Below are 17,005 nucleotides of genomic sequence, written 5' to 3'. Positions count from 1 at the left end.
TCCAAACAAAAACTGTTTCAGAGCAATCTGAACCAAAAACATCAGTCAAAAACTGACATCCAAAAACACCACACCCCCAACACGGGGCGTCAAGAATGTGGCAAAAAACAACAACAAACAAAAACCACCAAACACACTATTGAGTTCTCAAACAACACGCCCTGCGGCTTTTTTGGCCGTTTTGGGGCAACCTGACCAGTCTATGTCGATCGCGTGTCCCGCGTCAAATCGCCTGGTCGGGGCGAGTCAGTGGCCTTCGCTTGCGCTTGTCACCGACTCAGGAACCCTATCTTACACGCTCGATTTCGGCCCCGAGACCGGCCAGGTTTTCCACGAAGAGCGGGTACCCGCGGTCGATGTGGTAGACGTCGTAAACCTCGGTCTCACCGTCTGCGACCAGGCCCGCAAGCACCAGACCTGCGCCAGCCCGGATGTCCGAGGCCCACACCGGGGCACTCGACAGCTGCGGCAGACCGCGCACCACCGCGTGGTGTCCGTCGGTCCGCGCATCGGCGCCCAGGCGGATCATCTCCTCCACGAACCGGAACCTGGCCTCGAACACGTTCTCGGTGATCATCGAGGTGCCATCGGCGATCGCGGCCAGACCGATCGCCATCGGCTGCAGGTCGGTCGGGAAGCCCGGGAACGGCAGCGTCGCCACGTTGACCGCCTTGGGGCGCTCGTATTGAGCCACCCGGAATCCGTGGTCGGACTGGGTGACAGTCGCGCCGGCGTCATGCAGTTTGTGCAGGACCAGTTGCAGGTGCGCCGGATCGACGCCGGTCACCGAGATGTCACCGCGGGTCATCACCGCCGCGATCGCCCAGGTGGCGGCGACGATACGGTCACCGATCACCTCGTGCTCGGTCGGATGCAGTCGGGGCACGCCGGTGATCGTCAGCGTCGGGGAGCCGGCACCCTCGATCTGCGCCCCCATCTGGTTGAGCATCGTGCACAGATCGACGACGTCCGGCTCCCGGGCGGCATTGTGGATCGTGGTGACCCCCTCGGCGAGCACCGCGGCCATCAGGATGTTCTCGGTCGCGCCGACCGATGGGAATTCCAGTTGGATCTCCGCACCGTGCAGTGAATCCGCTTGGGCGACAACACATCCGTGTTCGATGTTGCAGGTTGCCCCGAGCTGCCGCAGGCCGGCCTGGTGCATGTCCAACGGACGCGACCCGATCGCGTCGCCGCCCGGCAGAGCCACCTTGGCCCGCAGGCACCGGCCCACCAGTGGCCCCAGCACACACACCGACGCGCGGAATTGCCGCACGGCCGCGAAATCGGCGTCGTACTTGGGCTCGTCCGGCGAGTTGATCCGCACGGTGGTGCCGTCGAGTTCGACCGTCGCCCCCAGGCCGCGCAGCACCTCCGCCATCAGCGGCACGTCCAGGATGTCCGGGCAGTTGGTGATGGTGCTGGTGCCCTCTGCCAGCAGGGCGGCCGCCATCAACTTGAGCACGCTGTTCTTGGCACCCCCGACGGCGACCTCACCGGACAACCGATTGCCGCCGGTGACAACGAAATGCTCACTCACGCGCGCCAGTGTAGTAAGCGTGCCGGGCCCGTCCGGTCAAAACCCGCCGCCTTACCGGATCAGCGGGCGGCCGCGGATCCGCCAACTGGGGCACCGGTACGGTTTACGCCATGGGAGTGCACATCACACGCGTCTACACCCGCACCGGTGACGACGGGACGACCGGCCTGAGCGACTTCTCCCGGGTCCCCAAGACCGACCCTCGGCTGGTCGGTTATGCCGACATCGAGGAGGCGAACGCCGCGATCGGGGCGGCCATCGCACTGGGCGGTCCCGACGACGACGTCCGCGCCACGCTGCTGCGCATCCAGAACGAGATGTTCGACGCCGGCGCCGACCTGGCGACCCCGGTGGTCGAGAACCCCAAGTACCCACCGCTGCGGGTTACCCAGGACTACGTCGACCGGCTTGAGCAGTGGTGTGACGAGTACAACGCGCGACTCTCGCCGCTGAATTCGTTCATCCTGCCCGGCGGCTCCCCGCTGTCGGCGCTGCTGCATGTCGCACGCACGGCGGTGCGTCGTGCCGAGCGGTCAGCCTGGGCGGCCGTCGAGGCTCATCCGGACGGTGTCAGCGTCCTGCCGGCCAAGTACCTCAATCGCCTGTCCGACCTGATGTTCGTGCTGTGCCGACTGGCGAATCCCGGTGGTGACGTGCTGTGGCAGCCGGGCGGGGAACGGACCGATCGTCCCGGGAAGTGATCTGCGCCAACGAGATTCGTCGCGTCAGACGTTACGGTTGCGCGCCCGTGGTGATGGCCGTGCCTCCAGCCAGGACAGGAATGCCGACCGGGCGCCGCGGTCCATCGCGATCTCCGAGCCGGTCCGGCGCTCCTGGGTCGCGTCGCGCAGTTCCAGCACGACGACCTCGTCGGTCATGATGTCGAACTCATCCCCGCGGGGGGCGCGCCGGGCGACCACCTCGACGCCGCGCCGGCTCAGCCGCCGATCCGGCCAGAGTCGCACGCTCGACAGTCGATAAAACGCGGCTTCCCCACCGCGATAGCGGATTACGCCGTGCCGCCAGCCGTGGCCGCCGTCCGCCGGCAGGTCTCGCATGATTGCAGCGGTGCCGCCCTGGCGCAGCTTCCACAGCCGGAAGCTCAGCACCAGGACGGCACCAAGAAGCACGGTGATGAGCACGACCATCGAGATCGTGGTGGCGCTCATCGACTCAATGTCCTGCTAGTCGATCACACCCAGGGCGCGCAGCCTGGCGCGGCCCTGCGCGGCAAGCTTCGGGTCGCCGGACTGCGCGTCGTGCCGCGCAGTCGCCTCGTCGATCTCCGCGGCGAAGTCCACGGACTCGGCCAGGATGCTGACACCCTCCTCGGTCACAGACAGGAACCCGCCGTGCACGGCGAGCCGGAGCTCGCCGTCCTCGACCCGGTCGACCCGCACCAGTGCGTCCGCCACCAGTTCGGCCACCAGGGGGATGTGCCGGGGCATGATGCCGATCTCACCAACGGTGGTGCGGGTGAAGACGAACGTCGCCTTACCCGACCAGACCTTGCGATCGACTGCGACGATGTCGACGTCGAAGTCGGCCATTACTCACCGCCTTTCGCCGGCAGAAGAACACCGATCACAGCTTGGCGCCCAGGCTCTCGGCCTTCTTGGCCAAGTCGTCGAGGCCGCCGATGAGGAAGAACGCCTGCTCGGGCAGGTGGTCGAACTCGCCCTTGGTCAGCCGGTCGAAGGCGTCGATGGTCTCCTTCAGCGGCACCGTCGAACCCGGCTGGCCGGTGAACTGCTCGGCCGCCATCATGTTCTGGCTCAGGAACCGCTCGATCCGCCGCGCCCGGCCGACCAGCTGCTTGTCCTCCTCGGACAGCTCGTCGATACCGAGGATGGCGATGATGTCCTGCAGGTCCTTGTAGCGCTGCAGGATCCGGATGACCTCCTGCGCGACGCGGTAGTGCTCGTCGCCGACCACGCCCGGGTCCAGGATCGTCGAGCTCGACGCCAGCGGGTCCACCGCCGGGAAGATGCCCTTGGAGAACACCGCACGGGAAAGCTCGGTGGTCGCGTCGAGGTGGGCGAACGTGGTCGCCGGCGCCGGGTCGGTGTAGTCGTCGGCGGGCACGTACACGGCCTGCATCGAGGTGATCGACCGGCCGCGGGTCGAGGTGATCCGCTCCTGCAGCTCACCCATCTCGTCGGCCAGCGTCGGCTGGTAACCCACCGCCGAGGGCATGCGGCCCAGCAGGGTCGAAACCTCGGAACCGGCCTGGGTGAACCGGAAGATGTTGTCGATGAACAGCAGCACGTCCTGGTTCGCCTCGTCGCGGAACCACTCGGCCATGGTCAGGGCCGACAGCGCCACCCGCATACGGGTGCCCGGCGGCTCGTCCATCTGGCCGAACACCAAGGCCGTGTCCTTGAGCACGTTCGCGTCCTCAAGCTCGACCCACAGGTCGTTGCCCTCACGGGTGCGCTCACCGACACCGGCGAAGACCGACGTACCACCGAAGTTGCGGGCGATACGGTTGATCATCTCCTGGATCAGCACCGTCTTACCCACGCCGGCACCGCCGAACAGGGCGATCTTGCCGCCACGCACGTACGGGGTCAGCAGGTCGACGACCTTCAGGCCGGTCTCCAGCATCTCAGTCCGCGGCTCCAGCGCGTCGAAGGCCGGCGGCTTGCGGTGGATGCCCCAGTGCTCGAGGTCCTCGCCGTAACCGGGCTTGTCCAGGCAGTGACCGAGCGCGTTGAACACGTGGCCCTTGACCTCGTGACCGACCGGCACCGAGATCGCCTTGCCGGTGTCGCTCACCGGCACGCCGCGCACCAGGCCGTCAGTGGGCTGCATCGAGATGCAGCGCACCAGGTTGTCACCCAGGTGCTGGGCGACCTCGAGCGTCAGGGTCTTGGCCAGCTCGGCGAAGGTCACCTCGGCGTGCAGCGCGTTGAACAACTCGGGCACCGCGCCGCGCGGGAACTCAACGTCGACGACCGGTCCGGTGATCCGCACCACGCGACCGGTGAGGTCGGTACCGGCCTTGCTGCCCTGGTCAGCAGTAACAGTCATAATCTTTTCGCTTTCCTTACCGGTCCTACCTGGCGTCGGCCAGCGCGTTCGCGCCGCCGACGATTTCGCTGATTTCCTGGGTGATCTGCGCCTGCCGCTCGCGGTTGGCCTCGAGCGTCAGCGCCTTGATCAGATCGTCGGCGTTGTCGGTCGCCGACTTCATCGCCCGCTGGCGCGAGGCCAGTTCCGAGGCGGCGGAGTCCAACAGGGCGGCGTACACGCGGGTCGTCAGATACCGCGGCAGCAGCGATTCGAACAGCGTGGTGGCGTCCGGCTCGAACGAGTACAGCGTGCGCGGGCCGGTCTCCTCCTCGCCCACGTACTCCACCACCATCGGTGCGATCCGACGGGCTTCGGCGGACTGGGACAGCATCGACTTGAACTCCGTCGAGACGACGTGCAGTTCGTCGACGCCGGCCAGGCCGTCGATGTCGCCTTCGGCTCCGGCCAGGAACGTCTCCACCAGCGTGGAGGCGATGCCGGCGGCGTCCTCGTAGGTCGGCCGCTCAGAGAACCCGGTCCACGATTTCGTCACCTCCCAGTTCCGGAAGGTGTAGTAGCTCAGCGCCTTGCGCCCGACGACGTAGAGCACCGGCGTCTTGCCCTCGGACCGCAGCAGCGAGAACAGTTCCTCGGACCGCCGGAAGATGTTGGCGTTGTACCCGCCGCACAGCCCGCGGTCGGAGGACACCACCAGCACGCCAGCCCGCTTGGGCGCCGGACGCTCCACCAACAGCGGGTGGTCCAGCGCGGCCTCGGCGGCCAGCGTGGTCAGCATCCGGGTGATCCCGTCGGCGTACGGCCGGGCCGATTCCAGCCGGGCCTGCGCCCGGCCGATGCGCGAGGTGGCGATCAGCTCCTGGGCCTTGGTGATCTTCTTGATCGACCCGGCGGAGCGGATACGCCCTCGCAGCTCACGAAGTGTGGCAGCCATCTGACGTCCCGGCGCTTACTTCTTGGCCGGTGCGGGCTTGCGGACCTGCACCGCTTCCTTGCCGAGCTTGTCCTCGTCGAGCGCCGCGACATGCTCCTCGGGCACCACTGAGCTGCCGTCGGACGCCGCGAAACCCTTCTTGAACTGGCCGATGACGTCGATCAGCTTCTGCTCGGCCTCCTCGGAGAGCTTCTTCGACTCGCGGATGCCGGACAGGATGTCGGCCTGCGAGGCCTTCAGGTGGTCCAGGAACTCCGACTCGAACCGGCCGATGTCCTCGACCGGGACCGAGTCCAGGTACCCGCCGGTGCCCAGGAAGACTGCGACGACCTGGTCCTCGACCGGCATCGGCGCGTACTGCGGCTGCTTGAGCAGTTCGACCAGGCGCGCGCCGCGCTCCAGCTGTGCCTTGGAGGTGGCGTCCAGGTCGGAGGCGAAGGCGGCGAACGCCTCCAGCTCGCGGTACTGCGACAGGTCCAGACGCAGCGACCCGGCAACCTCTTTCATCGCCTTGATCTGCGCGGCGCCACCGACACGCGACACCGACACACCGACGTTGATGGCCGGCCGGACACCCTGGTTGAACAGGTCGGTCTCCAGGAAGCACTGACCGTCGGTGATCGAGATGACGTTGGTCGGGATGTAGGCCGAGATGTCGTTGGCCTTGGTCTCGATGATCGGCAGACCGGTCAGCGAACCACCACCGAGCTCGTCGGAGAGCTTCGCGCAGCGCTCCAGCAGCCGGGAGTGCAGGTAGAACACGTCACCGGGGTAGGCCTCGCGGCCCGGCGGGCGGCGCAGCAGCAGCGAGATCGCGCGGTAGGCTTCGGCCTGCTTGGTCAGGTCGTCGAAGACGATCAGCACGTGCTTGCCGCCGTACATCCAGTGCTGGGCGATGGCCGAGCCGGTGTAGGGGGCCAGCCACTTGAAGCCGGCGGAGTCGGACGCGGGCGCGGCCACGATCGTGGTGTAGTCCATCGCGCCGCCCTCTTCCAGCGCACGGCGCACGCTGGCGATGGTGGTGCCCTTCTGGCCGATCGCGACGTAGACGCAGCGCACCTGCTGCTGGACGTCGCCGCTCTCCCAGTTCTTGCGCTGGTTGAGGATGGTGTCGACGCACATGGCGGTCTTGCCGGTCTTGCGGTCGCCGATGACCAGCTGACGCTGGCCGCGGCCGATCGGGGTCATGGCGTCGACGGCCTTGATGCCGGTCTGCAGCGGCTCGCTCACGCTCTGCCGCTGCACCACCGACGGAGCCTGCATCTCCAGCGGCCGGCGGGTCTCGGCGGCGATCTCGCCCCGGCCGTCGATCGGCTGACCGAGCGGGTTGACCACGCGGCCCAGGAAGGCGTCACCGACCGGCACCGAGAGCACCTCGCCGGTCCGCTTGACCTGCTGACCCTGCTCGATGTGCTCGAAGTCACCGAGGATGACGGCGCCGACGCTGTGCTCATCGAGGTTCAGCGCGACACCGAGCACGCCGCCGGGGAACTCCAGCAGCTCCTGGGTCATCACCGAGGGCAAACCCTCGACGTGGGCGATACCGTCACCCGCGTCGACGACGGTGCCGACCTCCTCGCGGGCGCTTTCGGCGGAGAAGGAGCCCACGTACTCCTCGATCGCCCCCTGGATGTCGTCAGCGGAGATGGTCAACTCTGCCATGGCTCTTCGTCTTCCTACCTGTGGTTATGGATGGTGATCAAAAACTGGGGGTCAGTCGGGCAACTGGGCTTGTGCGGCGGTCAGGCGAGCCGACAGCGAACCGTCGATCACCTCGTCGCGGACCGCGATGGTCAGCCCGCCCAGCAGTTCCGGGTCGATGTGCAGCTGCACCCGCACCGGGTGGCTGTAGATCCGGCTGAGCACCTCGTTCAGCCGGGTGCGCTGTGCGGCGCTGAGGTCCGCGGCCGCACCGACGCGGGCCACCACCTCGCCGCGACGGGCCACCGCGAGGTGAGCCAGATCGGCCACCGCCTGGTGGGCGGGCTGGCCGCGCAGCAGTTCGACGGTCTGCGTCAGCAGTTCGACGGTGACCGGGTTCGCCCCGGAGCCGAGCACCTTGCGCAGCAGCGCCACCCGGCCGGCGGCCGGCGTCACGTTGTCGCCGAGCAGGATGTCCAGCCGCGGCTGGGCGTCCAGCACCCGGGAGAACCGGAACAGCTGGTCCTCCACCTCGTCGATCTGGCCGGCCCGCTCTGCCCGCACCAGCAGGGCCTGACGGCCCAGGTGCTCGACCGCGTCGACCAGGTCCGTGTCGGTCGACCAGCGTGCCGAGACGGCGGTCTTCAGCAGCGCCAGGGCCGGCGCGCCGACCTTGCCGCTCAACAACCGGTCCACCAGCCGCACCTTGGCGGCGGCGTCCTCGGCGGGCACGGTCAGGTGCCGAGTGACGACCTTCTCGCCGATCAGCAGTTTGGCGACCGCGACCAGGTCTGCGGCCAGTGCCGACAGGCCCTTCTCGTCGAGGGCGGCGGTCGCCGTGTCGAGTTCGCGGACCAGGTTCTCCAGCGCGAGCCGGCTGGCCGAACGCATCGTGGCCAGCAGCGGGATCTCAGTGTCCTTGGCGTCGATCGGCTTGGCCGCCATGGCGTCCAGCTCAGCCAGGAACCGATCGACGGTCGCGGACTGCCGAGCCGGGTCGGACACGTGGTCGCGGACCAGGCTCGCGGCCCGCTCCACCGACTCGGTGCCCAGATCCGCCCGCAGCTGCCGAACCAGCTGGCTACGCAGCAGGCCGACCTGCTGGCTGCCGGTGGCCTTGATCCGCTCGGCGTCGGTACCGGCCTGCGTCCGCAACTGCTCGGCGATGCGGACCGCGTCGGCTCGTGCCTCCTCGGTGACCCGCTTCGCCTCCACCTCGGCGTTGGCGACCGCGGTGGTGTGCGCCTGGCTGGCCTGCGCCAGCCGGTCGGCCGCCGCAGCAGCTTCGGCCAGCTGCTTGCGCACGGCCTCCTGCTGGTCAGCCATCAGCTTGCGGATCGGCGGTACGACGAACCGCCACAGCAGCCAGACAATGACGGCGAAGCCAACCAGCTGCCCGATGAACGTTGACATTTTCTCGTTACCGTCCCGTTGATCCGACCTCGACGCCGAGAATTCGGCTGGCCAAGGCGGCCGACAGTGTCTCCACCCGGGCGCGCAGCTGCTCGTTCACCGCGTCACCTTCTTGCTTGAGTTGCTCAGTGGCACCCTGCACGACCGTGGCCACCTCGGCATCGGCCCGCGAGCGGGCCTCCTCGATGGCCTTACGACCCTCGGCCCGGGCGTCGTCGCGAACCGTCGACGCCTCGAGCCGCGCCGCCGACATCTCCTTCTCGTAGTCGGCCTCCGCAGCTGCGAACTGCTCGGCCGACTGCTTGTTGTCGGCGGCGGTCTTGGTGACCATGTTGTCGCGCTCCCGCAGCACCTTCATGATCGGCGGAACCACGAAGGTGCCGATCACGATCAGCACGATCACGAAGATCGCCAAGATGACGAAGAAGGTGCCGTTCGGCAGCAGGAAGTTGCTACCGCCCGCCTCCTCGCCCCCTTCCGCCAACTGGCGCACAGCGAGAACGGTTGCGCTCATGTCACCCATCGACGCGAGTTACTTGATCGGGGTGGCGAAGACGAACAGCGCCATGAACGCCAGGTTGATGAAGTACATGGCCTCCACCAGACCGACGGTGATGAAGAACGGGGTGAACAGCCGGCTCTGCGCCTCGGGCTGCCGGGCCACACCCGCGATCAGGGCGTTACCGGCGATACCGTCACCGATGGCCGCGCCGACGGCGCCGCCGCCGAGGATCAGGCCACCGCCGATGAGGGCACCCATTGCGATTTGGGGGTCCATTCCTTACTCCTTCTTGCTAGCTGGTAGTGGTCTACCAGGTCTTTGTTGTAGAGGTTGGGCTTACTCAGTGATGCTCTTCCATCTCCATCGCCTGGGCGAAGTACAAGATGGTGAGCAGCGCGAAGATGAAGGCCTGGATCAGGCCGACGAACAGGTCGAACGACTTCCAGATCGCGTTCGGCGCCCACATGACGTAGGCCGGGAACAGCGCGATCAGCGCGACCAGGATGCCGCCGGCGAAGATGTTGCCGAAGAGTCGCAGGGACAGTGAGACCGGCTTGGCGATCTCCTCGACCAGGTTGAACGGCGCCATGAACGCGACGTGACCCTTCAGTACCCGCCACGGGTGGCCGAGGAACCCGCGCCGCCAGAAGCCGGCCAGGTGGTAGCAGCAGAAGACGAACAGCGCCAGCGCCAGCACGTAGTTGATGTCCGCCGCGGCCGACGGCAGCACCTCAGCCGCCGTACCGTGCTCGTCGACGTACTGCAGCGGCAGTACCGACAGCCAGTTGGAGACCAGGATGAACACGAAGATCGTCACCGCCAGCGGCAGCACGAACGGCGCGATGCGCATCCCGATCGCGCTCTCGATCTGATTGCGCATTCCGACGGTGACCGCCTCGAAGAACAGCTGAAGCCCGCCCGGCACGCCGGTGGAGGTGACCTTCACGCGCAGGAGCAGCGCCAGTGCGATCACGATGACCGCGGCGATCGACGTGGCCAGGATGGTGTCGACATTGACGACGCCCACCAGCGGCCAGACGGCGGTGTGGTGGTCGCCGACGTCGATCGCGGCCTCGGCCAGAGTGGTCTCGATCATCGCTAGTGTGCCGTCCCTTCTACGCCGTCACCGGCTGCGCCTGCCGCGGCGGCGCTCCGCAATTTCTTCATCACCGGCAGCGCAGTGCTGGCCACCAGGATCAGTTCGAACAATGCCAGACCGAATACCACGCCCAGCCCGTTCGGCTTGAAGACGTAGGCGATCGCCAGCGCGATGACACTGATGACACCCAGGCGGGCCGCCGAGTTCATCGCCATCTTGGATTTCAGCGGATGGTCGCCGGCGGTGATGTTCTGCACCGAGCGACGCACCAGCAGGGCGTTGGCCAGACCGAGCGCCAGGCCCACGCCGAAGAACACCCCGAGCAGCGGACGGTGCAGATACTGGGCGCCAACGAGAGCGACGGCAGCCAGTGCCACGCAGATCAGCCCGAGCCGGACCGGTCGGAACACCACAGCTGGCAACACCAGGGGCGCGTCCTGCGCTGGTGTCGTCACCGCCCCACCCCTGTCCTGGTCACTCGTGTTTTGTCAACGTGATTTTCCGCGCGACTCGCAGAGCGTATCGGATGCCCGAACGCACGTTGAAACCGCCTGGAATCCCATCCTAACCGGTGCTACTACCGGTCGTCGTAGAGGGCCTCCCGCCCGCGCAGCAGCGGGATGAGCGTAACGACCATCGCGATCACCATCGCACCCAGCATCACGGCCCCGGTGTAGCGCGGATCGAAGAAGATCGTGCTGGCGGTGCCGAACGCGACGATCGCCACCCACAGGTAGATCAACAGCACCACCCGGCGGTGCGAGTGACCGATCTGCAGCAGCCGGTGGTGCAGGTGCATCTTGTCCGGGTGGAACGGGCTGACCCCGGCCCGGGTCCGGCGGATGATCGCCAGCAGCATGTCCAGCGCCGGAACGCACATCACCGCCGCGACCAGCAGGAACGGTGACAGCAGCGCGAAGACGTCCCGGGCACCGTAGGCGCTCAGCGAGATCGGGCCGGCGGCGGTGGTGGACGCGGCGGCCAGCATCAGACCGATCAGCATCGAACCGGAGTCACCCATGAAGATCTTGGCGGGGTGGAAGTTGTGCGGCAGGAAACCCAGGCACGCCCCGGCCAGCACCGCCGAGATCAGCGCCGGCGGGTAGAACAGCACGTCGCCGCCGTGGTTCTGCAGCAGTCCGACGGAGAACATGCAGATCGCCAGGGCGGTGATCAGCCCCAGCCCGGCCGCGAGCCCGTCGAGGCCGTCGACGAAGTTCATCGCGTTGACGATCGACACGGTCAGCGCCAGCGTCAGCAGGATCGAGGACGCCTGGTCGAGCACGACGGTGCCGACGCCGCCGATCGGGATGTAGAGGACGCTCCAGGCCACACCCATGGTGACCAGCACGCTGGCGGCGGTGATCTGGCCGGCGAATTTGGTCAGCGCGTCCAGACCCCACTTGTCGTCGAGCAGACCGATGCCCATGATGACGCCGCCGGCCAGCACCACCGCGGGCATCCCGGTGGTGTAGACGAAGCCCCGGGTGAGCGCCGGCAGCTGCGACGCCAGGAAGATGCCGGCGATGATCCCGAGGTACATCGCCAGACCGCCCATCCGCGGTGTCGGCCTGGTGTGCACGTCGCGCTCGCGCGGATAGGCGACGGCGCCGATCCGGGTGGCCAGCCGGCAGACGGGGCCGGTGGCGAAATAGGTGATGATCGCGGCGGTCAGGCCGACCAGGGCGAGCTCCCGCATCGGGACGCCCGCACCGCGGTCGGACAGGGCGAGCAGCTGTTCGGCCAGCACCACCGACCGCCCGCCGGTCACGGTGCGTCCATGAGGTCGGCCGGATCCAGGCCCAGCACCGCGCCGATCTGCTCGGCGGTGACCGGGCCGGATCGCCGGATGCGCACCGCCGGCCCGGTCAGATCGACGATCGTGGACGCGGCCTGCTGCTGTGCCGGGCCGCCGTCGAGGTAGACGTCGACCGACTCCCCCAGCTGACGGTTCGCCTCAGCGGCGTCGATCGCCGGCGGGCTGCCGGAGACGTTGGCGCTGGACACCGCCATCGGTCCCACCGCCTTGAGCACCTCCAGCGCCACCGGGTGCAGCGGCATGCGCAGCATCACCGTGCCGTGGGCGTCGCCGAGGTCCCAATGCAGCGACGGCGCCTGGGTCACGATCAGGCTCAGCGCACCCGGCCAGAACGCCCGGATGAGTTCGCGGGCAGCGTCGGGCACGATCAGCGCCAGCCCGTCGATGGAGTTCCACGACCCGACCAGGACCCCCACCGGCATGTCACGGCCGCGGCCCTTGGCGGCCAGCAGGGCGGTGACCCCGGCGGCGTCGAACGCGTCGCAGCCGATGCCGTAGACGGTGTCGGTGGGCAGCACGATCGGCCGGTGTGCCCGGACGGCCTCGACGGCGGCGGCGATACCGGCGGCGCGCTGATCGGGGTCGGCGCAGTCGAACACGCTACTCATCGGCGGAACTCCTCGGTTGATCGTTGCGGACCGCGGTGACGAACCGCGGCCGCCCGGTCAGGTCGGACCTCGCCGTGACGGCACCGAAACAGCCGGTGGCCGTGATTGATTCGACGGTGGCCGCCGACGTGGTGTCGTCGTGCTCGACGGCGAACAGGCCGCCGGGCCGCAGCAGCCGTGCGGCGAGCGCCGCAAGCGGGTGGATCACCACCATGCCGTCGTCGCCGCCGAACAGCGCGTGCGCCGGATCATGTTCGGCCACTTCGGGATCCAGTTCGACCCCGGCCGGGATGTACGGGGGGTTGGTGACCAGCAGATCCACCTGTCCATCCAGTTCGGCGAGTAGGCCGGCCGCGGTGACGTCGGCCTGCAGCAGCTCCACTGCGGTTCCCGCACAGTTGATTCGGGCGTAGCACAACGCCTCCGGCGAGTCGTCGATGCCTATCACCCGCGCGCGGGGCCGGTGCATGGCCAGTGTCAGCGCGAGCGCACCCGAGCCGGTGCAGGCGTCGACGATCACCGCGTCGTCCCGAAGGTGTTGGCCGGTGGCCCATTCCAGCATCGCCTCGGTCTCCGGCCGCGGGATGAACACCCCGGGGCCGACCCGCAGGATCGCCGGCCCGAACGCCGCCGTTCCGAGCAGATGCTGCAACGGCACCCGCTCGGAACGCGCGGTGACGAGTTCGCCGTAGCGCGCCAGGAACCCGTCGTCGGGCAGGTTATCCAGCAGCGCAAGCCGGCTGCGGTCGGTGCCGGCGGCGTGCGCGGCCAACTCCTCGGCGTCGCGGCGCGCGGCGTCGATCCCCGCCGCGGCGAAAACCGCCGCGGCGGAGTCGATCGCGCGACGGAGTGCGGTCATGTCCCCTGCAGGCGGGCTTCTTTGTCGGCGGCCGCCAGCGCGTCGAACAGGGCGTCGAGGTCGCCGTCGAGCACCTGGTCGAGGTTGTGCGCCTTGAACCCGATCCGGTGGTCGGTGATCCGATTCTCCGGGAAGTTGTAGGTGCGGATGCGCTCGCTGCGGTCCACCGTGCGGATCTGGCTCGCCCGATCCGCCGATGCGTCGGCCTGCGCCTGCTCCTCGGCCAGCGCCTGCAGCCGGGCCGCCAGCACCTGCAGCGCCCGAGCCTTGTTCTGCAACTGAGAGCGCTCGTTCTGACAGGTGACGACGATCCCGGTCGGCAGGTGGGTGATCCGCACCGCGGAGTCGGTGGTGTTCACCCCCTGGCCGCCCTTGCCGGACGACCGGTAGACGTCGATGCGCAGGTCCGACTCGTCGATGGCCACCTCGGCGACCTCCTCGGGCTCCGGGTAGACCAGCACCCCGGCCGCCGAGGTGTGCACCCGGCCCTGCGATTCGGTGACCGGCACCCGCTGCACCCGGTGCACGCCGCCTTCGAACTTCAGCCGGGACCAGACACCGTCGGCGCTGTCGCCCTTGCTGGCGATCGTCAGCGTCGCATCCTTGTAGCCGCCGAGATCCGACGTGGTCTCGTCGAGCACGGTGACCTTCCAGCCGTGCCGTTCGGCGTAGCGGATGTACATCCGTGCCAGGTCCGCGGCGAACAGCGCCGACTCCTCGCCACCCTCGCCGGACTTGACCTCCAGCACGACGTCGTCGGCGTCGTGCGGGTCGCGGGGCGCCAGCGCGTCGGTGAGCGCGGTGTCCAGTTCGGCGACGCGGGCCTCCAGCTCGACGACCTCATCGGCGAACGACGCGTCGTCGGCCGCCAGTTCCCGGGCGGCCTCCAGGTCGCCGCGGGCCACCTGGAGCTTGCGGTGGGTGGCGACGATCGGCGCCAGCTGCGCGAACCGCCGACCGACGCGGCGGGCCTCGGCGGCGTCGTTGTGCAGTTCGGGGTCGGCGAGCCGGGTCTCGAGCTCGGCGTGTTCGGCCAGCAGGGCATCAACCGCCTGCATGCTGCGGGTCATCTCACCTCCATCCCCGAACGCAAGCCGACGCCCGGGCGACGTGCGAACACGCGCCGGGCGTCGGTGAAGGGGCTAGTTGTCCGCGGCCTCGGCAGCAGCGCCAACCTTGCGCTTGCCGTACCGCTTCTCGAAGCGGGCGACCCGGCCGCCGCTGTCCAGGATCTTCTGCTTGCCGGTGTAGAACGGGTGGCACTGCGAGCAGACCTCGACCACGATGTGGCCGCTCTCCTTGGTGCTGCGGGTGGTGAAGGTGTTCCCGCAACCGCAGACCACGGTGGTCTCGTGGTAGGTCGGGTGAATGCCAGATTTCATGATTTCCTCTTCGATCGTCGGTCGCCGGGTCGTCCGCCCGTGGGGTGGACGTGAACCGGAACCTGAGGGGTTCGATTATGCCAGTCGCAGTGCCGGCGCCCAAAACGCCGGCCGACGCGATCAGTCGTTGTCCATGCCCGGGGTGGTCTTGGACACCTGCACCAGGAACTCGTAGTTGCTCTTGGTCTTGCGCAACTGGCTCATCAACAGGTCGATGGCCTGGTGCGAGTCCAGCCCGGACAGCAACCGGCGCAGCTTGTGCACGATCGCGAACTCGTCCGGTGAGAGCAGCAGCTCGTCCTTGCGGGTGCCGGACGGGTTGACGTCGACCGCCGGGAACACCCGGCGCTCGGCGATCTTGCGGTCCAGCTTGAGCTCGGCGTTGCCGGTGCCCTTGAACTCCTCGAAGATGACGGTGTCACCGGTGGACCCGGTCTCCACCATCGCGGTGGCGATGATGGTCAGCGACCCGCCGTGCTCGATGTTGCGGGCCGCGCCCAGGAACCGCTTCGGCGGGTACAGCGCGGTGGAGTCGACACCACCGGACAGGATGCGCCCCGACGCCGGCGAGGCGTTGTTGTAGGCGCGGCCCAGCCGGGTGATCGAGTCGAGCAGCACCACGACGTCCTTGCCCTGCTCGACCAGGCGCTTGGCCCGCTCGATGGCCAGCTCCGCGGCCTGGGTGTGGTCTGACGGCGGGCGGTCGAAGGTCGAGGCGATGACCTCACCCTTGACCGAGCGCTGCATGTCGGTGACCTCTTCGGGCCGCTCGTCGACCAGCACCACCATCAGGTGGCATTCGGGGTTGTTGCGGGTGATCGCGTTCGCGATGTCCTGCATGATCGTGGTCTTACCGGCCTTCGGCGGGGACACGATCAGCGCGCGCTGACCCTTACCGATCGGCATGATCAAGTCGATGACGCGGGTGGTCAGCTTCTCGGGCGACGTCTCCAGCCGCAGCCGCTGGTTCGGGTACAGCGGGGTCAGCTTGGAGAACTCGGGACGGTTCTTCGCCGCCTCGACCGGGCCGCCGTTGACGGTGTCCAGGCGCACCAGCGGGTTGAACTTCTGCCGCTGGTTGGGCTGCTCACCCTCGCGGGGCACCCGCACCGCACCGGTCACCGCGTCGCCGCGGCGCAGGCCGTTCTTGCGGACCATGTTCATCGAGACGTACACGTCGTTGTGCCCGGCCAGGTAACCCGAGGTGCGAACGAACGCGTAGTTGTCGAGCACGTCGAGGATGCCCGCCACCGGCTGCACGACGTCGTCCTCGCGCAGTTCGGCGTCCCCGCCGCCCTCGGCGCCGCGCTCACCACGCCGGCGCCGGTCCCGGAACCGGCGGCCACGCCGGCCGCCGCGGCCCTCATCGTCGTCTTGGTTCTGGTTCTGGTTCTGGTTCTGCTGACCGCGGTTGGACTGCTGGTCGCCGGACGACTCGTCGTTCTTGTCGTTCCGGTCGTTCCGGTCGTTCCGTCGGCCGCCGGACTGCTCCGACTTCTCACCGGTCCGGTCGCGTCGGCCCGACTCGGTTTGCGCGGCCGCCTCGGCCGGCTTGTCGGACTTGTCCGCCTTGTCCGCCTCGGCCGGCTTCTCCGACTCGGACTGCGCTGCGGGCTCGGACGGCTGGTTCGACTCGGCACCGTTAGCCGTGGGGGCTCCCGACTGACGGCTGGCGCCGCGCCGCTCCCGCCGCGGTGCGGCTGCGACCGGGGCCTCCGGCGCGTCGGACTCGGCGGTCTCCGCGCCGACGGCCGGCGCATCCGCAGTGGGCGCGGTGTCGGCGGTCGGAGCGCTGGTCTCCTGGATGGCGGCGATCAGCTCGCTCTTGCGCATCCCCGAGGAGCCCTTCACACCGACCCGGTTGGCCAGGGCCCGCAGCTCGGGGAGCACCATCGCCGACAGCGAACCGGTGGAAACGGCGCCGGTGTCGGGGGTGGCCTCCGCGCTGATCGCCGGGGCGGTCGGCGCGTCATCGCCGCCGGTGGCCGGCGCGCTCACGTCGGCGGATTCGGGCGCGCTGTGGCTCGGCGCCTCGATGGTGGTCTGGGGGGTCGGCAGCTCATCCTGTTCGGTGCTGCCGTCAGCCGTGAAGAGGTCCGTTTCGGTCACGGATTTCCTTTCTTCCCTCGTCGGTTTCTGTTCACGCGAGGGGTTGGTTGCATTCAGCGGATTCGC

At 68.4% G+C, this 17,005-nt stretch carries 19 protein-coding genes; 2 read left to right on the top strand and 17 right to left on the bottom strand.

Going from position 1 to position 17,005, the window contains the following annotated elements:
- Window positions 1–195 (top strand): hypothetical protein (locus KIH27_RS17560; protein WP_214094253.1); only part of this gene is annotated, 195 nt, incomplete at its 5' end.
- Window positions 196–286: 91 nt separating this feature from the next.
- On the opposite strand, the gene murA is transcribed toward KIH27_RS17560, so the two are convergent.
- The gene (murA, locus tag KIH27_RS17555; RefSeq protein ID WP_214094252.1) at window positions 287–1,540 is read right to left on the bottom strand and encodes a UDP-N-acetylglucosamine 1-carboxyvinyltransferase; all 1,254 of its coding nucleotides are present in this window, start codon (window positions 1,538–1,540) and stop codon (window positions 287–289) included.
- Between the two features lie 110 nt (window positions 1,541–1,650).
- Between murA and KIH27_RS17550 the strand changes: the two genes are divergently transcribed.
- Window positions 1,651–2,241, top strand: coding sequence for a cob(I)yrinic acid a,c-diamide adenosyltransferase (locus KIH27_RS17550; RefSeq protein ID WP_214094251.1), 591 nt, complete (start codon window positions 1,651–1,653; stop codon window positions 2,239–2,241).
- Between the two features lie 24 nt (window positions 2,242–2,265).
- On the opposite strand, the gene KIH27_RS17545 is transcribed toward KIH27_RS17550, so the two are convergent.
- From KIH27_RS17545 to rho, 16 genes are all read right to left on the bottom strand, one after another.
- The gene (locus KIH27_RS17545; RefSeq protein WP_214094250.1) at window positions 2,266–2,709 is read right to left on the bottom strand and encodes a DUF2550 domain-containing protein; all 444 of its coding nucleotides are present in this window, start codon (window positions 2,707–2,709) and stop codon (window positions 2,266–2,268) included.
- Window positions 2,710–2,724: 15 nt separating this feature from the next.
- A complete protein-coding gene (locus KIH27_RS17540) occupies window positions 2,725–3,090 on the bottom strand; it encodes a F0F1 ATP synthase subunit epsilon (RefSeq protein WP_214094249.1) in 366 nt (121 codons plus the stop codon).
- 34 nt (window positions 3,091–3,124) lie between these two features.
- Window positions 3,125–4,573: a F0F1 ATP synthase subunit beta gene (atpD, locus tag KIH27_RS17535; protein WP_214094248.1), complete on the bottom strand. Its 1,449-nt coding sequence runs from the start codon at window positions 4,571–4,573 to the stop codon at window positions 3,125–3,127.
- Window positions 4,574–4,598: 25 nt separating this feature from the next.
- Window positions 4,599–5,507, bottom strand: coding sequence for a F0F1 ATP synthase subunit gamma (locus KIH27_RS17530; RefSeq protein WP_214094247.1), 909 nt, complete (start codon window positions 5,505–5,507; stop codon window positions 4,599–4,601).
- Between the two features lie 15 nt (window positions 5,508–5,522).
- A complete protein-coding gene (gene atpA, locus KIH27_RS17525; RefSeq protein ID WP_214094246.1) occupies window positions 5,523–7,169 on the bottom strand; it encodes a F0F1 ATP synthase subunit alpha in 1,647 nt (548 codons plus the stop codon).
- Window positions 7,170–7,220: 51 nt separating this feature from the next.
- Complete coding sequence (locus KIH27_RS17520; protein ID WP_214094245.1) at window positions 7,221–8,561, bottom strand: F0F1 ATP synthase subunit B/delta; 1,341 nt, start codon at window positions 8,559–8,561, stop codon at window positions 7,221–7,223.
- Window positions 8,562–8,568: 7 nt separating this feature from the next.
- On the bottom strand, window positions 8,569–9,084 hold the full coding sequence (locus tag KIH27_RS17515) for a F0F1 ATP synthase subunit B (RefSeq protein ID WP_214094244.1): 516 nt from the start codon (window positions 9,082–9,084) through the stop codon (window positions 8,569–8,571).
- A 9-nt stretch (window positions 9,085–9,093) separates the two neighbouring features.
- Window positions 9,094–9,339 (bottom strand): F0F1 ATP synthase subunit C, encoded by a 246-nt coding sequence (locus KIH27_RS17510; RefSeq protein ID WP_214094243.1) that lies wholly within the window; start codon window positions 9,337–9,339, stop codon window positions 9,094–9,096.
- A gap of 64 nt (window positions 9,340–9,403) precedes the next feature.
- Window positions 9,404–10,159, bottom strand: coding sequence for a F0F1 ATP synthase subunit A (gene atpB / locus KIH27_RS17505; protein WP_214094242.1), 756 nt, complete (start codon window positions 10,157–10,159; stop codon window positions 9,404–9,406).
- A 2-nt stretch (window positions 10,160–10,161) separates the two neighbouring features.
- Window positions 10,162–10,617 carry an ATP synthase subunit I gene (locus KIH27_RS17500; protein WP_214094241.1) on the bottom strand — a complete coding sequence of 152 codons (456 nt, stop codon included), beginning with the start codon at window positions 10,615–10,617 and terminating at the stop codon, window positions 10,162–10,164.
- A gap of 122 nt (window positions 10,618–10,739) precedes the next feature.
- Entirely contained in the window at window positions 10,740–11,861 is a 1,122-nt protein-coding gene (locus tag KIH27_RS17495; RefSeq protein ID WP_250150314.1) for a glycosyltransferase family 4 protein, read from the bottom strand.
- 68 nt (window positions 11,862–11,929) lie between these two features.
- Window positions 11,930–12,589 (bottom strand): L-threonylcarbamoyladenylate synthase, encoded by a 660-nt coding sequence (locus tag KIH27_RS17490; protein ID WP_214094239.1) that lies wholly within the window; start codon window positions 12,587–12,589, stop codon window positions 11,930–11,932.
- Entirely contained in the window at window positions 12,582–13,448 is an 867-nt protein-coding gene (prmC, locus tag KIH27_RS17485; RefSeq protein WP_214094238.1) for a peptide chain release factor N(5)-glutamine methyltransferase, read from the bottom strand. The genes KIH27_RS17490 and prmC overlap by 8 nt, the downstream gene beginning before the upstream one ends.
- The gene (prfA, locus tag KIH27_RS17480; protein ID WP_214094237.1) at window positions 13,445–14,518 is read right to left on the bottom strand and encodes a peptide chain release factor 1; all 1,074 of its coding nucleotides are present in this window, start codon (window positions 14,516–14,518) and stop codon (window positions 13,445–13,447) included. The genes prmC and prfA overlap by 4 nt, the downstream gene beginning before the upstream one ends.
- Before the next feature lie 72 nt (window positions 14,519–14,590).
- Complete coding sequence (gene rpmE, locus KIH27_RS17475) at window positions 14,591–14,830, bottom strand: 50S ribosomal protein L31 (RefSeq protein ID WP_214094236.1); 240 nt, start codon at window positions 14,828–14,830, stop codon at window positions 14,591–14,593.
- A gap of 120 nt (window positions 14,831–14,950) precedes the next feature.
- Window positions 14,951–16,939: a transcription termination factor Rho gene (gene rho, locus KIH27_RS17470; RefSeq protein WP_214094235.1), complete on the bottom strand. Its 1,989-nt coding sequence runs from the start codon at window positions 16,937–16,939 to the stop codon at window positions 14,951–14,953.
- Between the last annotated feature and the right edge of the window lie 66 nt (window positions 16,940–17,005).

The organism is Mycolicibacter acidiphilus (assembly GCF_018455725.1).
Taxonomy (GTDB): Bacteria; Actinomycetota; Actinomycetes; order Mycobacteriales; family Mycobacteriaceae; genus Mycobacterium; species Mycobacterium acidiphilum.
The sequence above is the reverse complement of the archived record's forward strand: the minus strand, read 5'-3'. Positions and strand labels throughout refer to the sequence as shown.